This is a genomic window from Caballeronia sp. SEWSISQ10-4 2 (assembly GCF_030464885.1).
GTDB lineage: Bacteria > Pseudomonadota > Gammaproteobacteria > Burkholderiales > Burkholderiaceae > Caballeronia.
Genome location: NZ_JALPRJ010000090.1, coordinates 1 through 23,673, shown reverse-complemented (window position 1 = coordinate 23,673; position 23,673 = coordinate 1). Strand labels below are relative to the sequence as shown.

Below are 23,673 nucleotides of genomic sequence, written 5' to 3'. Positions count from 1 at the left end.
TTGTCCTAGTCGTTATTTCCACCCTGAAACACGGAACTCGTGCGCCCGCTATAAAATCCATGCGATAGACGAGCTTTCCAAGGTGGGCATTTGACCGGGCATCAACAAGGTTTCATTTTGACGCGTCATTGGCGGGATACCGCCGATGGGACCGAGGTCGAATTCTGGCTGGCGACGGACGACGGTCCCCGCCATCTGCGCTTGCGTCCGCAAGAATCCGTGGCGTTCATTCCAGCCGAACAACGCGAGCGTGTCGAAACCATCTTGCAACGCGAAAAGCAGGTGGAACTCCGTCCGCTGGATCTCGTCGACTTCAACCATCGCCCGATGTTAGGCCTCTACAGCAGGCAATATCGGCAATTGACGGGACTGGAAAGACGCTTGAAACAAGCAGGCGTGGATGTCTACGAAGCTGACGTCTTTCCGCCTGACCGCTACATGATGGAGCGCTTTATCACGGCGCCCGTCGCGTTCAGCGGTGAGTCCCATGGAGACGGGCCGCTTCTCAACAGCGACTTGAAACCCGCGCCGGGTTATCGCCCGAAGTTGAGGCTGGTCTCGCTCGACATTGAAACCAGCGCCAGCACGGAGCTTTATTCGATTGCGCTCGAAGGTTGCGGCGAGCGTCAGGTGTATATGCTCGGACCGCCCAACGGCGACCATAGCAACATCGACTTCAAGCTTGAATACTGCGAAAGCCGGCCAGATTTGCTGGGGAAGCTGAACGAATGGCTCGAGACGCATGATCCCGATGCGATCATCGGCTGGAACCTGGTTCAGTTCGATTTGCGCGTGTTGCAGGAGCACTCTGAGCAGTACCAGATTCCGCTGCGGCTAGGTCGCCGCGGGAGCGTCATGGAATGGCGGCAGCATGGTCTCACGCAGAACCATTTCTTCGCGGGTGCTGCGGGACGACTGCTTATCGACGGTATCGAGGCGCTTAGATCAGCGACGTGGAGCTTCCCTTCATTCAGCCTCGAACATGTCTCGCAGAGCGTGCTGGGTGAAGGCAAGGCCATCGATAATCCGTATCAGCGAATGGACGAAATTCAGCGTCGCTTCGACGAAGACAAACCCGCCCTCGCTCGCTACAACCTCAAAGACTGCGAACTCGTCACGCGGATCTTCGCAAAAACGGAACTGCTGCCTTTCTTGCTGGAACGCGCGACGGTCACGGGTCTGCCTGCGGATCGCAGCGGTGGATCGGTGGCAGCTTTTACGCATTTGTATATGCCCCGGATGCATCGGCAAGGCTTCGTCGCACCCAATCTCGGCGATGTCGCCGGCGCGGCAAGTCCCGGTGGATTCGTAATGAACTCACGTCCGGGTCTTTACGATTCGGTCCTTGTCCTCGACTATAAAAGCCTCTATCCATCGATCATTCGCACCTTTCTGATCGATCCCGTCGGTCTCGTCGACGGCATGCGTCATCCCGCCGATCAACATTCCGTGCCGGGCTTTCTTGGCGCGCGTTTTTCGCGCACACGTCATAGTTTACCGGCTATCGTCGATCAGGTCTGGAAAGGTCGCGAAGAAGCCAAGCGCGAGCAAAACAAGCCGCTCTCGCAAGCATTGAAGATCATCATGAACGCGTTTTATGGCGTATTGGGTTCCACAGGATGCCGATTCTTCGATCCGCGCCTGGCCTCGTCGATCACCATGCGCGGACATGAAATCATGCGCAAGACGCGTGAATTGATCGAAGCCGAAGGATACGAAGTGATCTACGGCGACACGGATTCCACGTTCGTCTGGTTGAAGCAAGCCCGTAGCGAGGAAGATGCGGCGCGCATTGGCGGGGAGCTCGTCGAGCGAGTCAACTTATGGTGGCGACAGCATGTGCGCGAGCGCTTCGATCTGGAGAGCGCGCTTGAGCTGCAATTCGAACGACACTATCGCCGGTTCTTCATGCCCACGATTCGCGGCACGGAAGAAGGCAGCAAAAAGCGTTACGCCGGTCTTAGCCTTCTGCCTGACGGTAGCGAAGAGGTTGTCTATAAGGGACTGGAAACTGTTCGCAGTGACTGGACGCCGCTCGCGCAGCGGTTTCAGCAAGAACTCTACTTGCGAATCTTCAAAGATGAGCCTTATCAGGATTACGTCCGCGACTACGTGCGCCGTACGCTGAGCGGCGAATACGACGAGTTGCTCGTGTACAGAAAACGCCTTCGCCGGCCACTGGATGCTTACGAGCGCAACGTGCCGCCGCATGTGCGCGCGGCACGCATGGCCGATGAATTCAACCGCGAACGCGGACGGCCGCTGCAGTATCAACGGGGTGGCTGGATCAGCTATGTGATGACCGGCGCGGGTCCGGAACCGCTTGAAACCTGGCACTCTGCCATTGACTACGATCACTATTTGACGCGCCAGTTGCAGCCTATCGCCGACGCCATCTTGCCGCTTCTGCGGACCGAATTCCAGACGCTGGTTTCCGGCCAGCACGAGTTGTTTTAGCCTTGAGGATATCCACAGATTCTGTTGGCAAGGCTGTGGACAAGTCTTGGGGAATCGTGGCAACGCCTTGATTTGGTTGGGACTTGGCCGCGTGCATTGTTATGAACGTTGTGGACCCCGCAACCCTCCTCATTTTCTAAACCTTAAACACGGTTTCCGCCGCTCCTGCCAGCGCGAGGATCAGCCCGTCCTGCCCATGAAACCCGCAGACGCTAAGACCCACCGGCGCATCCCCCTCTCGATGACAAGGCAGCGAAACCGCACAGCCATCGAGGAAATTCACGATGCTCGGATTACGCAATACCAGCGCGTTAGCCGCAGCGAACGCAGCGTCATCGGCTTCCAGCGCGGCAATCAGAGGCGGCGCGACAGGCACGGTCGGCATGACAAACGCGTCGAATCCTGCAAAGAACTGCTGAGCCGCCGCGATGGTCGCGCGCCGTGCTGCCAGCAAGTCGAGATAATCCGCCGCCGATGCCGACTCGCCACGCCTGATCCGCGCCAGCACGCGCCCGTCGAATGCGTGGGCTTGCGTATCGAGCCGTGAGCGATGCGCGGCAAACGCTTCGATCGGCGAGAAGCCGAACGTGTTGATGGAGGGCAACGCATCGAGTGGCGCGAAGCGAACCTCCGTCAACAAAGCGCCCGCTTTGGCGAGCTTGTCCAACGCCGCCTCATAGGTTCGCGCGACATCCGGTTCGATGCCGTCCATCACATAGTTGCGCAGCACTCCGAGCCGCGCGCCCGCAAGCGGTCTTCTCGCGGCGAACGAGGTTCCCGACAGCACGCCGTCCACCATCGCACAGCACGCGACACTGGGCGCGATGGCGCCGACTACATCGAGCGTAGGCGACAGCGGTACGACGCCTTCAGTCGACACACGTCCCGCGCTCGGTTTAAAGCCAGTGAGCCCGCAAAACGCAGCGGGAATGCGCAACGATCCGCCCGTGTCGCTTCCAAGGCCTGCTGCAGCCAAACCGTCGGCCACGGACGCAGCCGCCCCCGACGACGATCCGCCCGCCACATGCCGCTCGCTCCTGCGCCACGGCGATGCAGGCGAACCGTAGTGTGGATTGAGGCCCAGTCCCGAGAATGCGAACTCGCTCATGTTGGTGCGTCCGATCAGCACCGCGCCGGCACGCCTTAGGCGGGCAACGGCAGGGGCGTCCGTGCTGGCGGGAGGTGCATCGGCGAGAACACGGGAGCCAGCGCGGGTCGGCTGGCCTTGTACATCGAAGAGATCTTTTACCGATATCGGCACGCCCGCGAGCGGCGAGAGACGCGTGCCGGCGCGGCGCAGTGCATCGAGTGCATCGGCTTGACGGCGGGCACTGTCGGCATCGACGAAACAGAATGCAGCGCCGCCGTTGCCGCCATCGGCAGCGATCCGCTCCAGAGCGGTTTCGGTGAGTTCGCGGCTGGTCGCGGCGCCGGTGTCGAGCATCGCGGCGAGGTCTGCAAGCGGAGTCTTGGGAGCGAAGAGCGTCATGGATGATATCCAGTAAAAGTCAGGCAACGACCGGCAGCGATGCCACCGAATAACAATGTTTCAACGTACGTCCGAGCACCGGATCGTGAAGCTCGAGTTCGAAGGCATGGCCCGAAGACATCGCCGCGATCGCGCCATGCACGGCGAGCGTGCCGCCGAACATCGCGCTCTTCGCGGGCAGTGCTGCGGCGCCCGAAAACCTGCGCCATAAGTCAGCCGGTTCGAGCAGTCCGTTCACTGCACCCGATTGATAAAGGCGGCGCTCGCCGTCAGCGCCCGTGAGCCACGAGCGCATGGTCAACTGATCCCAATGCGGCGCAACATCGGCATAAAGCCATGCATCGCAGCCGAGCGGTTTCGCGCACACCTGCTTCGATACCGCCACGCCATACGCCTCCACTTCGCGATCCGTATGATCCGAGCCGATCGCGACCAGCGCACCGAGTGGGCTATCGAGCAGCACGCATTCGACTTCGCCGCCCGAGTGCGCACCGAGCACGTCGATGGTGCCGTCCTGCGTGAGCAAGCCGGCCGCGAGACGATAGAAACATGGAGTCGTCGATGGCGGTGCTACGCCGAGTGCCGCGAGTTCGTCGATATGCACCTGGATCGCCGCAGGATCGCGCCCTGCCCAACCCGCGATCACGAGGTCGTCTATGTCGGTGGTGATCGATGCAGGCGCTGCGTCGAGGGGAAATACATTGAAGGAAAGCGTAGTCATTGGCGGGTGAAAGGTGGATGAACGCGGCGCGGCAACGCGCGCCGGAAAGACATGCAAAGCCTTAGTTTTCCAGCGGTCGGCGCGCAGTCTCACGCGCGACGATCAGCGAGATGCCGGTAACAATCACGGCAAGTGCCACATACACCGACACGGCCAACGTGCTGTTGTAGTGCTTGAACAGGCTCACGATGATCAGCGGCGCAAAGCCGCCGCCGAGAATCCCGGCGAGCGTATAAGCGAGCGACGATCCGGCATATCGCACACGAGTGGGAAACTGCTCGGTCACGAACGCGGCTTGCGGACCGTACATCACTGCATGGATCACGAGTCCCACGACGACGGCAAGTACGATCTGCCAAGGCTGTGCACTATCGACGAGTACGAAAAACGCAAACGCCCACACCAGCGCGGCAAATGCACCGGCAAGATAGACCGGCCGGCGGCCGAAGCGATCCGACAGCGCGCCGAAGAACGGTACGCTCAACGCGTTGCACGCTGTGCCGAGAAGCACGGCGGTCAGTGCCGTCGTACGAGAGAGATGTAGCACGGTGGTGACATACGTCAACGTGAACACCACCAGCAGCGCGTACAGAACGTCGGATCCGATCCGCGCACCGCCCGCCACCAGCAGACGCCGCCAGTGCTGCGTGAGCACTTCCACGACGGGCACCTTAGCCGTTGCATGTGCGTGGCTGAGTTGTTCGAACGCCGGTGTTTCATCCACTCCGCGACGCACCCACAGACCGAACGCCACGAGCAACATGCTGGCGACGAAAGGCAGACGCCAGCCCCAGGCGAGGAAATCGTCGGGGGAGATCGCTAGCGTGATCAGCGCGATGAGACCCGTCCCGAGCAGCGTGCCGAACGATGGCCCGACCTGCGTCCACGAGGCGCTCAGCCCGCGTTTATTCTGGTCGCCATGTTCTATCGATAGCAACACGGCCCCTGCCCACTCGCCGCCAAGCGCGATGCCCTGCACGAAGCGCAGCGCGACGAGCAAGATCGGACTGTAGATGCCGATAGCCGCGTATGTGGGCAAGAAGCCCATCAGCGCCGTGGTAATGCCCATGAGCACGAGCGTCAGCATCAATACGGCACGACGGCCGATGCGATCGCCAAGATTACCGAACACCACGCCGCCGAGCGGCCGCGAGATATAACCCACCGCGTACGTCGAGAACGCGAGAATGGTGCCCGCGAGCGGATCGACGGACGGGAAAAACAGGCGGTTGAAAACAAGCGCGGCGAGCGTGTTGTAGATCGTGAAGTCGTACCACTCCAGCGACGTGCCGACCATGCTCGCTGTTGCGAGACGGCCGCGTCCGACGTGCGGAGAACCGAGCTCGGATTGCTGGGCAAGTGTGTTCATCGTGAACCTCGGGTGATGAAAGCAGGATGACGTGGAGTCAGGCCGAGATGCGCCAGAGCATCTGGAATGTGCGGACTTCGGTACCGTCGGCGAGCTCAACAGCCAATGCACGGGTGACACCGGCGTCGCTGCCTTCGATCAGCACGAGTGCATCGGCGGCGGGCAGTGCCGCTTCCTTCAATTCCTTCGATGCCGTCAACGACACCGACAGCGCAGGCGCCGTGCAAAAAAGCCGTGCTGCGTGAATGCCAGGCTGACGCAAACCTGCTTCGAAGCTCGGCTTCAATAACGCGGCTTCAACGCGCTCGGGCGGCAGTACGAACAGCGCGAGATGAGCGCCCTCGCCGTCGCCCGTTTCGAGCGTCAGTTCGCCCACGCGCCGCTGAGTGTTTGTCATCCGCGCGAAGTTGGCGAGCGACCACGGTGTCTGCTGAGTGAAGGCGCGCTGATAAGCGTCGCTGCGAAAGACGTCGAGCGACTCGGTTACGTAGAGCGCGAGATAGCGGCGCGGACCGCCGTCGTTGGCCTTGAAACGCCGTGCGTAGCGAAAGCCGGGAATCGCGACGCGTTCCTGCATGTGCTCGCGGTCGTACCACGCATTGAAATCGGCTTCCTGCGCCGGATCGGGGTCGGTATCGGTCCAGATGCAAAGCTGGCCTTGCGGCTGCGGTGTGCTCATCGATTGTTCCCTGGCGAAAGTGGATTCGTAATGGGAGCAGTGTCGCGAGCAGCGGGTACTTCGGTCCAACAAGAAAACAAATACGGCGCGAACAAGTTTCCTTATGACTTGCTTGCTGACAACTTACGCGGTCGGCTTGGCTTGCGGCCGTTCGCTTCTATCGACGGTGTACGCGCGGTGCCAGTCTTCCTCGCGCCCCGTTTCGGCGCCGATCCGCGCTTGGGCGGCGTCTTCGCAACGCGAACCGGTTCAGCCTGGAGCGCCGCTTCGAATTCGCTTGCGGCCTGCCGCGCCAGATCCGCGATGCGTGCGGCAAGCGGGTGACTCTGCGCCCGGAAGGTGGCCACAAGCGGCAGCGGCGGGAACTCGGCGCTCACGTCGAGGACCTCGAGCGTGGCTTCGCGCAACTCGCGCTGGATAATCGCGGGCGGCAACGCGGCGACGCCGAAGCCATCCGCTACGAGCCGGATCATTGCCGCCACCGACGTGATGCAGTTGATCCGCGCGGGCCGCTCGACTGCCAGCGCGAACAGTTGTTCAAGCGTCGCGTGCGGGCCGGAATGGCGCGAGAAGCTGACGATGGGAAAGTCCGCGAGACTCGCAAGATCGAGGGTCCGCCCCGAGAGCCCAAGCTTGGGACTTGCCACCCAGCGCACCGGGAATTCGCACAGCGGAAGATTCGTGAAGTCGGGCCCGGCGAGCGCGTCCGTTTGCAGGATCAATTCAATATCACCGGTGCGCAGCAGGTTCGCGAGGTGGATCGTGGTGTCGCTCGTGACTTCCATTTCGAGCCGTGGATAACGCTCACGCACCAGCGCCATCAGCGCCGGGAACCAGCTATGCACGATCGATTCGATCACCCCGATGCGGATCAGCCCCCCGTCGGCGTCGGTGTCGTCGACCTCGCGACGCATTTCCTCGCCGAGGCGCACGATGCGTTCTGCATACGCCAGCATCTTGCGGCCGGCAGGCGTGAGCGTGGCGCAGCGCGAATTGCGGTCGAACAAGCGGACATCGAAGCTCTCTTCAAGCGATGCGATACGGCTCGAGACCGCCGCTTGCGTCGTATGCAGTTTCTCTGCCGTGAGACGGAAGTTCTGGAGTTTGGCCAGCCAAACGAAGGTTTCGAGAAAGCGGATGTTCACGGCGAAGGTCGCAGATCGGGACGAAAACGCATGGTAACGCGTCGTCGCGTGGCGCCGTTTTTGCCGGTGCCTAATTTGGGACTCGTAGGCTGCGCGGGCAAGTCTTTTGTATATGCATCCCGCCCAATGCGGCTGACATATAAAGCTTTTTAAATCCCGAAACGAATCGAAACATTAATTCAACTATCAAATTTTCCGTATGATCCGCCGCGCTTTGCGAAAGGGTAATGCTTGATATAAGCTACCCATCCGGGAAACATGTGACTCAATAAGAGAAAGACTAAAACATGATTTAGGCAAGCATACGAACGGACATGCTTGCGCGGGGAGCATTCGCAGCCGAAATTGTCATCTAGACAGCACCTACTGTGGTCAACAGAGCGCCGCCCTGAACGTTCATGGTGGCGAACGGGCTTATCTTTTTAAATGGCTAGTAGCGGCATCTTTGGCTAAATCTTCTTGAATATTCCGAATACGAACATTAAACGCTCAATCATTTCAAATAGCAGAACCTAACTAAAGTCATTTTCTCGCCGTATTCAACCGGATACGACCGATTTGCAAGCGGAGTTGACCTCATGACCCGATACATCAGACTCATCCTCGTTAATGTGCTTTTGCTACTTGTGACCTCCTGCTCTACTTCGCAAATACCCCCATCCGCGGCGGTTGACCCCGATCTGGAAGCAAAGGCACGTGCGGCCTTGCAGCAGTTGTACACGACCACGCCCAATGCAAAATTGCTCCAGTCCCGAGCGAAGGCGATTGTCGTATTTCCGGAAATCCTCAAGGCCGGTTTGATCGTCGGAGGCGAGGAAGGCAATGGCGTGATGTTTGGCGCGGACGGGAAAGTGCTCGGCTACTACAACGCGACTGCCGTTTCGTACGGCTTGCAAGCCGGTGCTCAATCGTTTCAGGAAGCCATGTTCCTCACGACTGACTCCGCGATCAACTATCTTCAGACTAGCGGCGGATGGTCGATCGGTGCGGGCCCGAGTGTTGTGGTCCTGGATTCCGGCACAGCCAGATCCTTGACATCGACTACGCTGAAATCAGACGTCTATGCATTCATTTATGGACAGCAAGGGCTGATGGCCGGAGTGGGAATTCAAGGCCAGAAAATTTCGAAGCTTGGGAAGTGAGCGACTGTTCATCCAGATGACCTGCGTGTGGACCTTCTGATTTGCCGAACGTGCGCGTAGCGTGTATGCGTTGATGTTGCGAGTCGCCTCAGCGGTGGGCAAGGACGCAAGGCCAGCGGCAAAACCTGCCGGATACGCACCCTTATACATCCGCAAGTCGTAGGTGCCGAAGTTCGGCACCTTCTTGTAGCCGGTCGAGTGAAGGAATATCGTGCCGGGAAGGTCCTCCGTCGTCTTCAGCTCGAAATCCTGCTAGCCAAAGCGCCTGCCGACGGTGATCTTATTTTCCTATCGTTTGACCACTTCAGTGCGATGAGAGCGCATTCGCCCGACATCCGTCAGGGACACGAGCTCTTGGGCACTCGCCAAGCGCTTTGATTCATCAATGGCCTGACTCGATCTTCATTAGCAGCACCTCAACGGCGCTGTGCAGCCCGGGTAAATCATTACGCACCGTGTCCCATACGATATCAAGATCGACGTTGAAATAGCCGTGCGCCACGGCATTCCGCATTTCGTATGAGTCGCCCCATGGCAACTCAGGGTGCGCTTCAGCAAAGTTACGGTACTGCTTGTCAACGTTGTTGCTCGCCTCACCAATAATTTCGATCTTACGAATCACGGCGTCGCATACAAGCTCATTCGCCTTGAACGCGGCCTTGTCCATGTTTGCCGTGTAGCGTCCAATGCGGTCAATTGCATCGAGAATGTGCTGCAGTAGTCCGGCAGGCGTGCTTGTCACGACTCATACCGGCACCGCCTCGGCAACCACAGCCTCACGAAATTTTTCGGGAAGTGCATTTGGAGTTAGCACGTCTACCGATACACCGAGCAACTGTGCCAGTTGGCGCCGGATCGAACCAATATTCAACAGGGTCATCCCTGGCTTCGGATCAACCAGGATATCGAGATCACTCTCTTCGGTATCCTCTCCGTGCAGCACGGAACCAAATGCACGCGCGTTGACGGCGCGGTTGGCCTCTACAATAAGTCGGATTTCTGCGCGGTGCGCATCAAGTGCAACAGATGGCTTCATCGAACGAACTCCTAAACTGTTTTCCGGTCCACCGGGTACCAAGGCAGTCAGACCACCTTACTGCATGCTCTTCGTTCCATACGAAAATGCATCGTGAAAATTCTGTCCACCACTTAAAAACGCCCCGAGTCATCCTTGCCTTCCATGGCGATGTTCAGCTTGTCCATTGCCTTTCCGTTACTTGACGAGTTTTAATCCGGCAGTTCTGGCCGCTTTCGCATCGAATGTAGCCGTGTATTCGCACTGCGCATCGTGACACGCGCACTCGATCAGACAATCGGCAAAGTCGGCTAACGAACCTGCATACAACCGAAGTGCCTTCCAGACCGTTTCAGATGCCTCGACTATCAGCTCCTTTGTGCGCAGTAGCGTTTCAATAACTTGAGCTATCTCCTCGCGACGCGTGTCGTATGCCCTACCGAGCACCCAAACCACTTCGATCAACGCTACCTGCGTGACATAGCCCGGGCGTTCAGCCGTGAGAGACTCAATCAGCACGCTTGCCTTGCGCGACTGCGCGGGGTCATCCTGTGCGAAATAGCGAACCAACACATTAGTATCAAGGCCAATCATCGAGCCGACGCTCCCTGCTCGGCGATTGCCGAGTTCATGTCTTCAATCGACACAGGTTTCGCAGGTTTGCGGATGATTCCCTTGAGTGCAGTCACTGAGCGGGTGGCAGGCACGACTTCGTAGCGCCCGGTTTCGTCGTTAAGGATGAACTCTATACGGTCCCCGGTAGCCAGCCCAAGCTGGTTGCGCACGTCGACCGGAATCGTCACCTGGCCCTTCGATGTTACGGTTGCAGATGCCATCTTACCTCCTCATTCCGTTATTCCTTACTTTATGGTAAGGCGAAAGGAAAGGCAAGTGCTTCCGGTACCCCGTATCTCCTGAATCTCCCCCCCGGTTGCGGACAACGTCGGCAACAGCACCCGATAGGCGTGGATACACGCGGGGCCGAGTAGCACCGTGAGCAGTGCAGGGAAAGGCAGAAAATCAGCGGGAACAACAGTTTCAGCGCGATCTTCGCGGCGCGCTCCTCGGCGCGCATTCTGCGGCGCGTGCGCAATGTATCGGACATGACCCGCAGCGACGCGCCGATGCTCGTGCCGAACCGTTCCGCCTGGATCAACATTGACGCGAACATATCGATGTCCTCGACACCGGTCCGTAGCGCGAGGTTGCGCAGCGCTTTTTCTTTCTTGAAGCCGGAGCGCATTTCGAGCAACATCAATTGCAGTTCACTGGCGACGGCCGGGCTGCTGATTGATATCTCATTAGCGACCCGCATCAACGCGGCGTCCATACAAAAACGCCTCCCAACAATCAGCAAGTTAGTGGCCCTAGCGTGCAGGCTCGGAGTTTTTGGCACCTGATAGCACGGTGCTCGCCAGACTGGAGGGTATGTGAACCCCTCCTTCTCGCGAATCCTGACACGAACACGCGTCGCCCCCAACGCTCTCGGGCAAGCACCATGACCCACAAACCAGTACGGCCTCACGTGTGCTGATTGCCTCATTTCGCGGTGGGTTGGCTACGTGATCTGCGTGCTTATTTCTTGAGGTGGTTGTACGCGGATAGCGCGGGACGTTCCTTGGGCAGGTTCAGTCACTGGTGGCGAAGCGTGTGGGCATCTGTGTTCGGAGAAGGCGGGGTTCAAACATCCTGCAGTCTCGCGAGTACTATCAGGTGCCAGAAACTTCTAGCCTGCACGCTAGGGACACTCACTCGCCGGTGGTTGGAAAGCGCTTTCTTTGCTTCGTTTCTTTGTCGCTTTCGGCTTTGGACCAAGAAATGAAGTGCCGCCACGCACAGTGGCTAATAGTGATAAAAAATACAGCTAACTGACGCAGACCACTAAGGCCGAAAGCACCACCCCGGCATCCGCCCCGACCGCTAACCCCGAAACCGCGCCCATCGTCGATTGCCGCCCCTGCTTCAAGAGTCGGCGTCAGTGCCGGGTCAACCCAATCGACCGGCTTGGTTGACCAAAGTATGACCAGACATCACCTGGCTATGTCACCAGACTGCGAAGTGCCGCTCCGACTCGAGCCATAACCGGATGTGTCAGTTGTGGACAACTTTTGCGCCGCGCGAAACTCCGCCGCCTGGATTTCGCCGTACGGGTAATCCGCCCAGTCGAGCGGGCTGTACCCGGCCCTCTCGGCCTGGATGAGGTCGGCGCGAACCTGCGCGCGCGTAAGAGTAACGGACTGCTGGGACGGTTGCGCGAACGAAGCAACCGGCACGGCAAGAACAAGGATGACAGCGACAGCTTTAATCAGCGAATTCATGGTGACCCACCTCTCCGAGCATTGCTTTTCAGGACCACACGCAGACGTGTACGGATATGGGTCATAGTTTAACTTATTTAAATATTAGGTAAACTACTATATTGCTAATTTTCAGATGTCTGCAGCGGAAGGAAATATGAGTTCTTGCTGGGGAGATTCGGGACGACGACTGGCCAATACGACGACGCATCCATCCCGCTGCATCGACTACATAATTGAAGTCATGCGCGAATGCAGTGTCGTTGGATGACTCAAAGAGCCCGCCGTCCGGGCGATTGCTTAGGACATGGTTCGCGCAAGCGCGGACTCCACGTAGGGAAAGGCACCGTCAAGCGGCATCATGGGTGCCATCCGGCAAGCGTGCACCCAGTCCGCCTGCGGCGATAGCCGTCGCAACATTTGCGATCCTCCCGGGCCGTCTTGGGTGCTCCTCCATCCGACGCGCGCCGCAATCATAGGCCAAGGGTTCTGTATAGAAGTCAGCAAGCCATGCCGGTTGGTATGCTTTTACCGGAAGCATCCGGCAGCGCAGCTAGTTTCGAAGCCAATTCATTGTTGGTTGAACAGTTGGGGGTGGGTAGACGCACCATGATCCATCGCCATGTCGAAAGAAGACAAGCGCAAACGTTCCGGCCGAACGAGTTACTTCGACTCTTACAACTCGCCATGGCATTGTTCTCGAACGATCTGGTCGGGTGACTCGAAAATTTTCGTCGTTTCCAAACCAGTCATTTACAAGGACCCGAAGGGATTTGCACTGACTGTTCATACGCATCTCCGTGCTCCGCGGCCGAACAGACAAATCGAGACGGCCGCATCAGCAAATTGGTTCGTGTGGTAACACAAAACGACCAGACCTCTCCTAATCGCCCGCATCGCAAATCCTTAGGTATCCTTTATACCGTTAAAATACTCAGAAAGACTCACCTTCCTGTTTCCCGGTCATCAGGCCATTTCAGTACGATTCCGCAGCGTATTGGACCTGCTCCTCATCCAGGGAAGTCGAGGCAATGTCAATATCATCGTGCCCTTCGTGGTTGCCGTCCATTGAAGTTAAAGGGAGACGGTTTAACCAAAGCGTTAACCATTTTCGTGACACTCTCGTCCTACGACACGCGAGCCTTTCAATCAGTGCAAAGTTTCGCGTCTGACGAGCGGCTTGAATAGACGACTCCATGCAACACTGACGAGGATCGTCGCGCATCCACCCAATACGACCGAGCCAATGACGCCAAACGCCGTGGCAGTCACCCCAGATTCGAATTCCCCCAGTTGATTACTGGCACCAATGAAGAGCGTGTTCACGGCAGCGACCCGTCCGCGCATGCGATCCGGCGTTTCCAGTTGAACAAGTGTCTGCCGCACTACCACGCTGATAGTGTCAGCACCGCCCGAGATCGCCAGCAGCAACAGCGATAAGGGAAACGAACGTGAAAGCCCGAAGGCAACAATACACATTCCGTAGACGGCGACAGCAGTCAGCAGTTTCTTGCCGACTCCGCTGCCGATGGCCTGCCGGGAGAGCATGAGGCCAACGCAAAGCGCGCCCACAGCCGGAGCGGAGCGCAGCAAGCCCAGTCCTTGCGGGCCCACATGCAGAATCTCTTTCGCGTAGACAGGCAGCAGCGCAGTGGCGCCGCCGAACAAGACAGCGAACAGGTCGAGAGAGATGCCGCCTAGCAACAGAGGGTTGCTCCAGACGAAGCGCAAGCCAGCAAGGATTGTCTCGGCCGTGATGGGTTCGCGTGGCGGCGGAACGTAGTCGTACCGTATAAGCGCGTACATCACAGCGCTCACGCAGAACAGCGCGGCGCAGGTCCAATAGAGGGCGTTGATGCCGATCGCGAACAGCAAACCGCCCAACGCCGGTCCGGCAATCACGCATACCTGCTGTACCACCGTGCTGAGCGCCATCGACCGCGCCAGCAGTGTCTGCGGAACGAGCATCGGTAGTAGCGCCTGCTGCCCTGACATCTGAAACGGCCGGATCGCGCCGAGAATAAGCGAGAGTCCCAGCAGCAGGTCGCGGGTCACGATGTGCGTCATGATGGATACGGCAAGCAGCGTGGCCGTGACTGCCTGGGCCGCAAGGCAGACCGCAACGATCTGGCCTCGATGCATGCGATCAGCGCAATGGCCGGCGACAAACGTCGTGGCGAGCCCGGGAATGAACTGGAACAGGCCGACGAGGCCGAGATACCAGGCACTGGACGTCAGCTCATACATATGCCAGCTGATCGCCAGCATTAGCATCTGCTGGGCAGTGATGGAACCGGCTCGAGCTATCAGGAAGCGCGTCATTGCCGAATGGTGCAGCAAGGCTGCCACGCCCGCGCGCGCCTCGAGCGTCGGCGACGACGTATCGTGGACGCGCGTCATGCCGGATTCCATTCTTTCGACAGCGTGTGGAACATCGGGCAATATCCTATCAGTTGCGACACGCCGATGCGGCGAGGCTCCACGTGCTGCCGCTCGACACAGCCGCGGTGTTCAACGTGAAGGATTGTGCTTTCGCACCGGCCATCCGATCGGCGACATTCTTGTGCGGTGCATAACCGTCGACAAGCAGCGCGAAACTGAAGAACGAAACGGTCGATACTTCCCCGAAGTCGCTTAAGCGAGCACGCGCCAATGCGCTTGCCATTCAGATCGCGCGGCGACGGCTGGCCGCCTTCCAGGTTGGAGACGTGCGGGTGAATATGGAAAATTCTCGTTGGCATAAAATCAAAAACCCACTTGATGCTGTGGAAGGCTCACTGCGCGACACATGCGGCGCCAGCGAAACACCGCGTTCGCATTCAGGCTGTGTTCGAGCGCTTTGCTCTGCTCTGGAGTTCGTCACATCCGTCTACACGGCCCGCTTAGGATGCCTACGAATCAGTGTGGTATCGACCGGTCTTTTGAGCTCAGCGTGTTGGCGCTCAGCAAGGTTTCTGCCGCCACGTCTGCGCTCTGCTGCTCTCCGTGTCCGCTCTCATTGACTTTCGGCGCCCATTTCCACTGCAGCAACACCAAAGTACTGGTAGCCCCAAGCAGCAGAAACACGAATATCGCGAGCATGGGCAGCGTATAGCTGCCCCCCACATGGAGCAACCATCCCGACAGGCTGGCTGAAACGCCGCCTGCGAGGCTGGTCGCCACTTGCTGCAAGCCGGTATTCAGCCCCACCGCTTGTTTGGGAATTAGCGTGAGCTTGACCAGGGCAAGATTGTTTGCCGTGACCAGACCCAGCAGGGAAAGAGAAACGACATTCCAGAATATGGCCATTTGCGGCGTGCGCGCGTAAGCGCCAAGGAGAACGGTCGTGCCACCGATGAAACCGGCCACAATGAACGATTTGCGTACTGCCACGGCATCGTGGCCACGCGCGATCAGCCGGTCCGCTGCCCATCCGGCGAACGCCGCCACAATCGCGATGCCAGCAAAGCTAAAGAAGGTGTAAAGCCCGGATTGCTCCAGAGAAAGGCCGCGTTGTTCGACGAGATACGCCGGCATCCACGTCATGCAGTAGAACGCGAAATAGCTGTAGCAAAAATTGGCAATCAAACCGCCCCACACCACTGGACTCGCCAGAAGATTGACAAGCGGCACCGAGGCCGCCCGCCGCTTGGCCGCCGCCAGCTCGGCCTTGGACGGAAAATCGTTGTTGAGCATCAGCAGCCACGGCATCAGCCAGATCAGCCCAGCCAGGCCGGTGACAACGAACATTGCTTTCCACGAACTGATCGCGATCAGCCACGCAGCGATCGGCGCGCCAAACGCCGGCCCCATCTTCCCTCCGACGGAGTAGATCCCGAGAGCAGTGCCCTTCCGGGTTTCATCGAAGTTGTTGGCGAGGTATCGATAGGTGGCGGGGACCACCACGGCTTCAGCGGCGCCAATCAACAGGCGCACGAGGATCAGGGCGGAAAGCGTCGTGACGATGCCGGTTGCAGCTGCCGCCAGACACCAAAGCAGGAAGCAGATCGAGTAAGGCCATTTCACGCCATAGCGATCGACCAGCCAGCCCATGGGCATCTGAAGCAGGCCATAGGACCAGAACATCGCGGAGCCGAGCCAGCCGCGCTCGACGTGTGTCAGCGCATACTCGCGCACGAAATGATGGTCGGCGAGAGCAGCGGACATGCTCGTGCGGTCCACGAAGGAGATCATCAGCCCGAGCGCAAGCAGCACCAGAATGACCCAGCGATTCTCGGGCCTCGCCTCTTGCCGTCGCGTTGTCTCTGTCACTCCGTCTCCAATGGCTTCTCTGTTCTACTCGACGCACGCTTTTCTGCAAAGCTCTTGACGCGGTGACCAAGCGTAGCGGGGCTTGGCACCAACCGCCGCCGCGAGGAACATCCGGCCAGCGCGGATGCTCCCGACGGTCATTTATCACTCACCCAAGGCTGCCGGTCACATCGTCGAACAGCTCATCGACGGACAGGCGGCGCGGAATGATCTTCTGATCGAGCGCCCAGTCGATCGCTAGTTGCAGCCCCTTTCGGTTCGCTTCCAGCCCGATCGGCGGGAACACGGCCGGCACCCCCTCGGCGAGCGATCGGCTTTCCACAATCATTCGATAAAGCTCACGAATGACGTCAGGACGCTGCTTCGACACATTCTCGTGCACCACGAACATGTGGTTAATCGGGACTACCCCGGTGCGCGCAAACCAGTCTCTCGCGGCTGCATGAGCATCGGGTACCAAAGTGCGCACGCGTTCGTCCTTCGGCATGTCTTCGCCGAGCAACGCTGCAGCAAGTTCACCGTCGAGCATCATCTGCGGAATCGACGAGCCCGCCGGCAGGCGTTGGCAGTTTTGAGGATCGCTGTACTCGGCAAGGTGCCCGTCGCCCAGCGTCATCCACGTCACCTTGTCGAGGTCGACACCGTATTCGTGGCGCAGGACGCCGCGAATCCACAGCGCGGTCGTCTGCGTGTAAGTCCGCACGCCGACCTTTTTGCCCTCGATATCTTTTGGATCGAGATGCCCGAAGTCGATGTTGTAACCGGCGCAATGGTGCTGGAAGCGCCCTGAAATCGGCGTCGGCAGCAACACATATGGCTTGCCGTAGGCCTTGGCCTGCAGGAACGTGACGATTGCGAGCTCGCCGGCGTCGAACTTGTTCTCGCGCACCATGGCCTTGAAGCCGTTGTGCGCCGGCGTCGGTCCGCAGTAGTCGAGCGTCACGAGGTCCGACTTCACCCGCCCGTCCCGCATCGCCTTCGTCACCGCGTATTCGGCCAGATTGGTGCGCAGCGCCGGCGCCCCGGTCAGCGTCGTTGTCATAGATACTCCTTTTGCCTGGATCTTCTGGATCGAACTACAGCTGGACCTCGATGAGGCAGGGACCCGGCTCGCGCACCGAGTCCAGCATCGCCTTGTGGAAGCTCTCTGCCGTGTCCGCCGCTGCCGCCGGCACACCCATGCTCTTGGCCATGGCCAGCCAGTCGATGCGCGGCTTGTCGATGTCGATCATGGACAGCGCGCGTTCGCCGGGCGTGCCCGCGCCCATATTGGCGTACTCGGCCTTGAGAATCGCGTAGCTGTTATTTGCGAAGATGATTGTCGTTACATTCAGGCCTTCGCGCGCCTGGGTCCATAGCGACTGGATCGTGTACATCGCGCTGCCGTCGCCGACCATGCAGAACACCCGTCGATCGGGACAGGCCAGCGCCGCGCCGGTGGCCACGGGCGTGGCGTAACCGATGGAGCCGCCCATATTGTTGATGAGGTCGTGCGGCAGCGCGCCCATGGTCAGGCTCATGGACTCGCGGCCCGTCGTCAGCGATTCGTCCACGACGATGCAGTGTTCGGGCAGGGCCGCGGCCAGCGCGTGGGCAATGCTCGTGGGGTTGAGCGCACCGGCCGGCACCGGCGTCTCGATGCGCGGCTGCACGCGCGGCGTGGCACCGTCGGCGCCGAGCGCCTGCAGCAGCATGTCGAAGGCGAGTTCGCTGTCCTCGTCAGCCTCAACGAGTGCATGTACCAGCGTGCCCTCGGTCTTGAGCAGACTCGGCTTGTCCGGGTAGGCGAAGAAGGCCACGGGCTCCCTGGTCTCGACCGTGACGATGTGCCTGAAGCCGTTGAGGAAAGCCGTGGCCTGCGCGACCGCGTAGGGAATGCGCGCCATCGGCACGCGGCCTGCGCCGCGCTCGATGCGTGCAGAGAAGAACTGCGAGCCCAGCTGCGCGCCGGTGGCCGCGGCCACGCGGCCGGCCTTTTCGAGCGCCGCGCCGCGAGTGGCATTGTTGGCGAGGATGATCAATGCCGGCTCGCCCGAGCGCAGCACGCGGGCGATGTGCTCGACGCGCGCGGCGCTCGGCGTCTTGCGCGTGGTCGCAATGGGTGGCGGCAGCACCGGGGCCCCGGTGACCTGCTGCCAGGAGATATCGCCGGGCAGGATCAGCGTGGCGATCTGGCCCGGATGCTCGCTGGCCCTGGCTACAGCCTGGGCGGCGTCCCAGGCGATGGCGTTCGACGATTCGGCGCGGCGCACCCAGTGGCTCAGCGGCCGCGCCAGGCCCTCGATGTCGGAGGTCAGCGGCGGGTCATACTTGAGGTGCGACACCGAATGCTCGCCGACGACGTTGACCATGCCCGACGAAGCGCGCTTTGCGTTGTGGATGTTCGCGAGACCATTAGCCAGGCCCGGCCCCAGGTGCAGCAGCGTCGAGGCCGGCTTGTCCTTCATCCGGTACCATCCGTCGGCGGCGCCGGTGGCCACGCCCTCGAACAGGCACAGCACGCTGCGCATTTTCGGGTTGTTACCCAGCGCCGCGAGGAAATGCATCTCGGAGGTGCCCGGGTTGGCAAAACAGATGTCCACGCCCTGGTCGACCAGGGTCGCGACGAGACTTTCCGCGCCGTTCATCAGTAACCCGCCGTTTCGCGCGCAAGGCCTACCACGCCATAGGTCCGCTGTGGCGCCGACAGAAGAAGGCGGTAGCCCTCGTCGATCAGGCGGCGATGGTTCTTGGCCGTGACGTGCGGATTGCCGACGACAACCTTGTGCTTGTGGCAGGTCTCGACAATCTGGCGCATCGCATCGACGACCTCGGGGTGCTCATACTGGCGCGGGAAGCCCAGCTCCTGACTGAGGTCGCCCTCGCCGATCAGGATGAAGCCGATGCCGGGTACGTTGGCGAGGATGTCATCGAGATTCTCAATAGCCAGCGTGCTTTCGCACATCAGCCCGGCGAGGATCTCGCCCTGCGGCGCCAGCGGCCAAACGTCAGCCTTTTCGTAGTACTCCTGCATCGAGAGCCCCCAGTAGCGCGCTGCATTGGCCGGGCCGTCGCCGCGCACGCCCTTGGGTTCGTACAGCGGCGCGTTCTTCGGCCGTGCATAACGGCAGGACGCGACAGCGTTGTAGGCCTGCTCGACGGTCGCCACATGCGGCCAGATCACGCCGTAAGCGCCGCGGTCCAGCACCTGCTTGGCAAAGCTCTGGTTCATCTCGACGCCGTTGGCCGGGATACGCGCCAACGGCGTCACCTTGGCCGCCACCGATGCGGACTCGGCGATCTGCTTGCGGCTGAGCATGTACTGCAGAGCGTCGCCGAGCGCGCTCACGTCATACGGGTTGTGCTCCATCTCGAAGACGATGCCGTCATAGGGCGAATCGCTCATCTCGATGGCGGTCTGCTTATCGAGCTTGGCGAAGGCGGTATGCGCGGTCTTGCCCGATTCGAAGGCGCGAATGATGCTATTGAGGCGGATGGTCGACATAGGAATCTCTCTTTCTCGTTGCGGCGCCGCTTCAGCCGGCGGCACACGCGGTTGGCAAAATTCGAACCTCAGCTCAAGGCCGGGTACAGCTTCTGCGCAGTCTTGCCGAAGATCCAGGCGCGATCTTCCTCGCCGAGGCAGGCCAGCCCTTTCTCAGCCGTCGCCAGGATCTCCTTGAGTGCGCCGGGCGAGGTCGGGAAGTTCGAGCCCCAAGCCATGCGTTGCGCGCCGAACACCTCGACGACGCGCGGGAAGAAGGTCTCGGCACTGGCCCTCTCCTTCTTCACGTCGCCGAAAATGCGTGGCGTGAGCTTGAGGTAGACGTTGGGCAGGTCCGCCATCGCGAACAGGCTGGCGGCGTTGGCATAGGGCGGCCCGTCGAGCACGTCAGGGCGGCCGAGGTGGTCGAGGATGATGTTCACGGCCGGGAACTTCCCGGCCAGCATACGCACCTGCGGCAGGCCAATCGGCCCGGTCTGTATGCACATGGGCAACTTCAGTTCGGCCAGCATCTCCCAAGCCTTAAAGGACTTGGGGTTGTCGAGCTCACCAGGGTCAAAGTCCTTGGTCGAGCCGCCGGTGAAGATGCGCAAGCCGGCGAGGCCCTTGTCGGCCCAGCCCTTGATCACTGCCGGCACGTCGGCGGCCAGCATATCCACGGAACCGACGGCGATGAGCCGGTCCTTGTATTGGTCGCAGCCGTCCACGACATAGCTATTGTCGAAGCCGTAGGTCGTCGATGAATGCACGACGGCGGCCTTGGCGACACCAGCCTCATCCATGGCCTTGATCAGCGCCTCGACCGTGTTGGGCCGTTCCTGCGACCAGTCCGAGCGCTTGCCGAACAGCGGCGCGGGCGGGTAGCGCTTCTCGTCGTCCGAAATGATATGGGGATGAATATCGATGATGTTCATGGTGTCCGTCCAGCTATCGGCTTACTTACAGGCCCAGGGCCTTGAGGTGCTTGTCCAGGCGCGGATAGACGCGGCGCGCATTGCCCTCGAAGATGGCATGCCGCTCGGCCTCGCTCAGCGCCGCACAGGCGTCGATGTAGCGCTTGGTATCGTCGAAGTACTCGCCGGTGTCCGGATCGCGGCCGCGCACGGCGCCGACCATTTCTGAGCCGAACAGCACGTTGCTCGCCGGCACGACCTTGGTCAGCAGTTCCACGCCCGGGTGGTGGTAGACGCAGGTGTCGAAGAAGATGTTGTTCAAGAGGCCTTCGAGCGGGCGCTTGGCGATCTCCAGCGACATGCCCCGGTAGCGGCCCCAGTGGTAAGGCACCGCGCCGCCGCCGTGCGGGATGATCAAGCGCAACGTCGGGAAGTCCTTGAACAGATCGCCCTGCAGCAATTGCATGAAGACGGACGTGTCGGCGTTCAGGTAATGCGCGCCAGTGCCGTGATGGCACGGGTTGCACGAAGCCGCTACATGGATCATGGCCGGCACGTCCAGATCGACCAGCGCCTCGTAGAGCGGGTACCACTCGCGGTCGGTCATCGGCTTGCCGGTCCAGTAGCCGCCGCTCGGGTCGGGATTCAGGTTGCAGCCGACGAAGCCCATCTCCTCGACGCAGCGGCGCAGTTCAGCAACGGAGTTTCCGGGTGGCGCCAGCGGCGACTGCGGCAGCTGGCAGACGGGTACAAAATTGTCAGAGTAGATGTCGCAGACACGGCGCACGAGATTATTCGAAACCTCCGCCCACTCAAGGCTCGTGCGCTCGTTGCCGAGGTGGTGGCTCATCAGGCCGGCGATTGGCGAGAACAGCGTGAGGTCGCCGCCGCGCTCCTTCTGCAGGCGAAGCTGGCCGTTGCCGACGCCCTCGCGGATCTCATCATCGGTGACCTGCGCGCCCGAGATCGACGGCGCATTGGCCGGGTCGTTGGCAAACTCGATCTGCTTGGCGCGCCAATCGCGGAAAGAAGCAGGGACGGTCGTGAAGTGGCCGTGGCAATCGATGATCATATTTCTTTCTTCCATGCGGGATTCAGACGCGGGGATCGACAAACAGCTCGCTCATGGACATGCGCCGCGGCGTCAAGCCTTGCTTGAAGGCGGTGGCTTCGAGCGCCCCGATAGTCTTGCGATTCTCCTCAATGCCGTAGGGCAGCGGGTCGTGGCCGACGATCTTGCGCAACTCGAGATACTTCGTATTTTTCTTGTCGGTGAGCTCACCCGCATCGAGACGGGCCAGCCACTCCTTCTTGGCGCGCTCGAAAGCGTCGTAAATGGACTTGGCCACCCAGGGATGCTCGGCGAGCACCGAATCCTTGACGACGATAGTGCCGTGCATCGGATACACACCAGTGCGGGCGTAGTACTCGGCCTCCAGTTCGGCCGCATTCGGGAAGAGATCGGGATAGTCGGCCTCGACTTCCTTCCAACCACCCGTCGGCGCGCCGGTGCGGCCAATGCCAGCGTTGGCGCCAAAGCCCGCCGCCAGTTCGCCCTTCTCCATCATCTCTGCCAGCGAGCTGCCGGCGGGAGCATGGATCACGTTCGGCGGCAACTTGAGCTGCGTGACATGCTCCTCGTCATCCACCACCCAGGTCACCTTCGACGAATCGAGGCCGAATTCGTCCATCAGGACCTGACGCGTCCATGCGCCAGTCGTGACCGAATAGGCGCGCACCCCTACCTTCTTGCCCTCAAGATCCTTGGGGGTCCTGATCCCCGCGTCTGGGCGTACCAACAGCCCGGCATGGTGGAAGCGCCGTACGACAAAGATGGGAAGCGCGACGAAAGGCGCGCCATATGCGCGGGCAATGATGTAGGTCGTCGGCGCCAGTTCGCACACGTCGAACTCGACGTCGCGAACCATGCGGCGAAAGGCGCCGATCTGCGGATGGACTGTGATGAACTCGGCGTCCACGCCTTCGATAGGGATGGAGCCGTCACGGATCGCAGAGGTGTGCGGATGCTCGGCAATTGCCATCTTGAGGTGCACTTTTTCGGTCAACTTAGTCTCCTTTGAACTAGACAAACTGATCAACCTGCTTCTGTTCGCCACTTCAATGTCGAGTGCGACAAGTTGCGCGGCTGTTCAGGTGATTTCGTCGACTACATGATCTTTTCGCCATCGCTTTCCGTCTATTGAAATAAGCAGCGGATGCCTTAACCAATTGGTAAAACCATTGATGAGCCAGCGGGAGCGCCGAACCGCGTCATCGACAGTCAGTGCTGCGCCACGCCGCCCCTCACTGCGCGTCCGGGGTTTGATGGACCCGGTTCGCTTTGGCCGGGGAGGACACCACGCGTGACGTGGTGCCGCGGCCCTTCAGCAGACGTTGAGCGGCCTCTTCCAGGCACGAAACCATGAGTTGCGCGCTGGGCGTCAGGCCGCGGTTGCGATTCCACAGCACGCCGGCCGGGCGGAGCAGCCGAGGCAGGCTTAACGGAAGCGTATGAAGAGGCTGCGCGGTGTCGTTGGCGGGCGTGTCGGCCATCACAGCAATGAAATCCGAGATTTGCAGGTGTGCGCGCGCGACGTGGATCGAGAGCGTTTCGATGTAGTTGTTGGTCAGCGGCACGTCGTGCGCTTCGAGTGCCCGCTCCAGGGGATCGCGCAAGATCGAACCGGGCGGCGGCAAGATCCACGGATAGGGGTGCAGGTCCGACCAGGCC

The 23,673-nt window shown here is 60.3% G+C and carries 22 protein-coding genes and 2 pseudogenes; 2 read left to right on the top strand and 22 right to left on the bottom strand.

Going from position 1 to position 23,673, the window contains the following annotated elements; genetic code table 11:
• Window positions 1–90: 90 nt before the first annotated feature.
• Window positions 91–2,457, top strand: coding sequence for a DNA polymerase II (locus M0D69_RS37100; protein WP_301786798.1), 2,367 nt, complete (start codon window positions 91–93; stop codon window positions 2,455–2,457).
• Window positions 2,458–2,593: 136 nt separating this feature from the next.
• On the opposite strand, the gene M0D69_RS37095 is transcribed toward M0D69_RS37100, so the two are convergent.
• From M0D69_RS37095 to M0D69_RS37075, 5 genes are all read right to left on the bottom strand, one after another.
• Window positions 2,594–3,946, bottom strand: coding sequence for an amidase (locus tag M0D69_RS37095; protein ID WP_301786797.1), 1,353 nt, complete (start codon window positions 3,944–3,946; stop codon window positions 2,594–2,596).
• 19 nt (window positions 3,947–3,965) lie between these two features.
• The gene (locus M0D69_RS37090) at window positions 3,966–4,667 is read right to left on the bottom strand and encodes a DUF2848 domain-containing protein (RefSeq protein WP_301786796.1); all 702 of its coding nucleotides are present in this window, start codon (window positions 4,665–4,667) and stop codon (window positions 3,966–3,968) included.
• A gap of 61 nt (window positions 4,668–4,728) precedes the next feature.
• On the bottom strand, window positions 4,729–6,036 hold the full coding sequence (locus M0D69_RS37085) for an MFS transporter (RefSeq protein ID WP_301786795.1): 1,308 nt from the start codon (window positions 6,034–6,036) through the stop codon (window positions 4,729–4,731).
• Window positions 6,037–6,073: 37 nt separating this feature from the next.
• Window positions 6,074–6,715, bottom strand: coding sequence for a DUF4286 family protein (locus M0D69_RS37080; RefSeq protein WP_301786794.1), 642 nt, complete (start codon window positions 6,713–6,715; stop codon window positions 6,074–6,076).
• Between the two features lie 101 nt (window positions 6,716–6,816).
• Entirely contained in the window at window positions 6,817–7,860 is a 1,044-nt protein-coding gene (locus M0D69_RS37075) for a LysR family transcriptional regulator (RefSeq protein ID WP_301786793.1), read from the bottom strand.
• Window positions 7,861–8,438: 578 nt separating this feature from the next.
• On the opposite strand from M0D69_RS37075, the gene M0D69_RS37070 reads away from it, so the two are divergent.
• Complete coding sequence (locus tag M0D69_RS37070; RefSeq protein ID WP_301786792.1) at window positions 8,439–9,002, top strand: lipid-binding SYLF domain-containing protein; 564 nt, start codon at window positions 8,439–8,441, stop codon at window positions 9,000–9,002.
• A 3-nt stretch (window positions 9,003–9,005) separates the two neighbouring features.
• On the opposite strand, the pseudogene M0D69_RS37065 reads toward M0D69_RS37070, so the two are convergent.
• From M0D69_RS37065 to M0D69_RS36985, 17 genes and pseudogenes are all read right to left on the bottom strand, one after another.
• Window positions 9,006–9,287: pseudogene (locus tag M0D69_RS37065) on the bottom strand (BMP family ABC transporter substrate-binding protein); the annotation flags it as partial.
• Between the two features lie 97 nt (window positions 9,288–9,384).
• Window positions 9,385–9,744, bottom strand: a complete 360-nt coding sequence (locus M0D69_RS37060; protein WP_301786791.1) for a DUF86 domain-containing protein — start codon at window positions 9,742–9,744, stop codon at window positions 9,385–9,387.
• Between the two features lie 3 nt (window positions 9,745–9,747).
• On the bottom strand, window positions 9,748–10,038 hold the full coding sequence (locus M0D69_RS37055) for a nucleotidyltransferase family protein (RefSeq protein ID WP_301786790.1): 291 nt from the start codon (window positions 10,036–10,038) through the stop codon (window positions 9,748–9,750).
• 177 nt (window positions 10,039–10,215) lie between these two features.
• A complete protein-coding gene (locus tag M0D69_RS37050; protein WP_301786789.1) occupies window positions 10,216–10,611 on the bottom strand; it encodes a PIN domain-containing protein in 396 nt (131 codons plus the stop codon).
• Window positions 10,608–10,853, bottom strand: a complete 246-nt coding sequence (locus M0D69_RS37045; protein ID WP_301786788.1) for an AbrB/MazE/SpoVT family DNA-binding domain-containing protein — start codon at window positions 10,851–10,853, stop codon at window positions 10,608–10,610. The genes M0D69_RS37050 and M0D69_RS37045 overlap by 4 nt, the downstream gene beginning before the upstream one ends.
• Before the next feature lie 87 nt (window positions 10,854–10,940).
• Window positions 10,941–11,347 (bottom strand): annotated as a pseudogene (locus tag M0D69_RS37040) (type II secretion system F family protein); the annotation flags it as partial.
• A 700-nt stretch (window positions 11,348–12,047) separates the two neighbouring features.
• Window positions 12,048–12,335 carry a DUF4148 domain-containing protein gene (locus M0D69_RS37035; RefSeq protein ID WP_301786787.1) on the bottom strand — a complete coding sequence of 96 codons (288 nt, stop codon included), beginning with the start codon at window positions 12,333–12,335 and terminating at the stop codon, window positions 12,048–12,050.
• A 1,128-nt stretch (window positions 12,336–13,463) separates the two neighbouring features.
• The gene (locus M0D69_RS37030; RefSeq protein ID WP_301786805.1) at window positions 13,464–14,636 is read right to left on the bottom strand and encodes an MFS transporter; all 1,173 of its coding nucleotides are present in this window, start codon (window positions 14,634–14,636) and stop codon (window positions 13,464–13,466) included.
• Between the two features lie 127 nt (window positions 14,637–14,763).
• Window positions 14,764–14,979: a hypothetical protein gene (locus M0D69_RS37025; RefSeq protein ID WP_301786786.1), complete on the bottom strand. Its 216-nt coding sequence runs from the start codon at window positions 14,977–14,979 to the stop codon at window positions 14,764–14,766.
• Window positions 14,980–15,212: 233 nt separating this feature from the next.
• Window positions 15,213–16,565, bottom strand: a complete 1,353-nt coding sequence (locus M0D69_RS37020; protein ID WP_301786785.1) for an MFS transporter — start codon at window positions 16,563–16,565, stop codon at window positions 15,213–15,215.
• 148 nt (window positions 16,566–16,713) lie between these two features.
• Window positions 16,714–17,607, bottom strand: coding sequence for a phosphate ABC transporter substrate-binding protein (locus M0D69_RS37015; RefSeq protein ID WP_301786784.1), 894 nt, complete (start codon window positions 17,605–17,607; stop codon window positions 16,714–16,716).
• 34 nt (window positions 17,608–17,641) lie between these two features.
• A complete protein-coding gene (locus M0D69_RS37010) occupies window positions 17,642–19,192 on the bottom strand; it encodes an acetolactate synthase large subunit (protein WP_301786783.1) in 1,551 nt (516 codons plus the stop codon).
• Window positions 19,192–20,049, bottom strand: a complete 858-nt coding sequence (locus M0D69_RS37005) for an HpcH/HpaI aldolase/citrate lyase family protein (protein WP_301786782.1) — start codon at window positions 20,047–20,049, stop codon at window positions 19,192–19,194. The genes M0D69_RS37010 and M0D69_RS37005 overlap by 1 nt, the downstream gene beginning before the upstream one ends.
• A gap of 68 nt (window positions 20,050–20,117) precedes the next feature.
• Window positions 20,118–20,963 (bottom strand): amidohydrolase, encoded by an 846-nt coding sequence (locus tag M0D69_RS37000; RefSeq protein WP_301786781.1) that lies wholly within the window; start codon window positions 20,961–20,963, stop codon window positions 20,118–20,120.
• Between the two features lie 25 nt (window positions 20,964–20,988).
• Window positions 20,989–22,014 carry an amidohydrolase family protein gene (locus tag M0D69_RS36995; protein WP_301786780.1) on the bottom strand — a complete coding sequence of 342 codons (1,026 nt, stop codon included), beginning with the start codon at window positions 22,012–22,014 and terminating at the stop codon, window positions 20,989–20,991.
• 22 nt (window positions 22,015–22,036) lie between these two features.
• Complete coding sequence (locus tag M0D69_RS36990) at window positions 22,037–23,008, bottom strand: ABC transporter substrate-binding protein (RefSeq protein ID WP_301786779.1); 972 nt, start codon at window positions 23,006–23,008, stop codon at window positions 22,037–22,039.
• A 238-nt stretch (window positions 23,009–23,246) separates the two neighbouring features.
• Window positions 23,247–23,673, bottom strand: a 427-nt coding sequence (locus M0D69_RS36985) for a LysR substrate-binding domain-containing protein (protein WP_301786778.1), incomplete at its 5' end; no start/stop codon positions are given.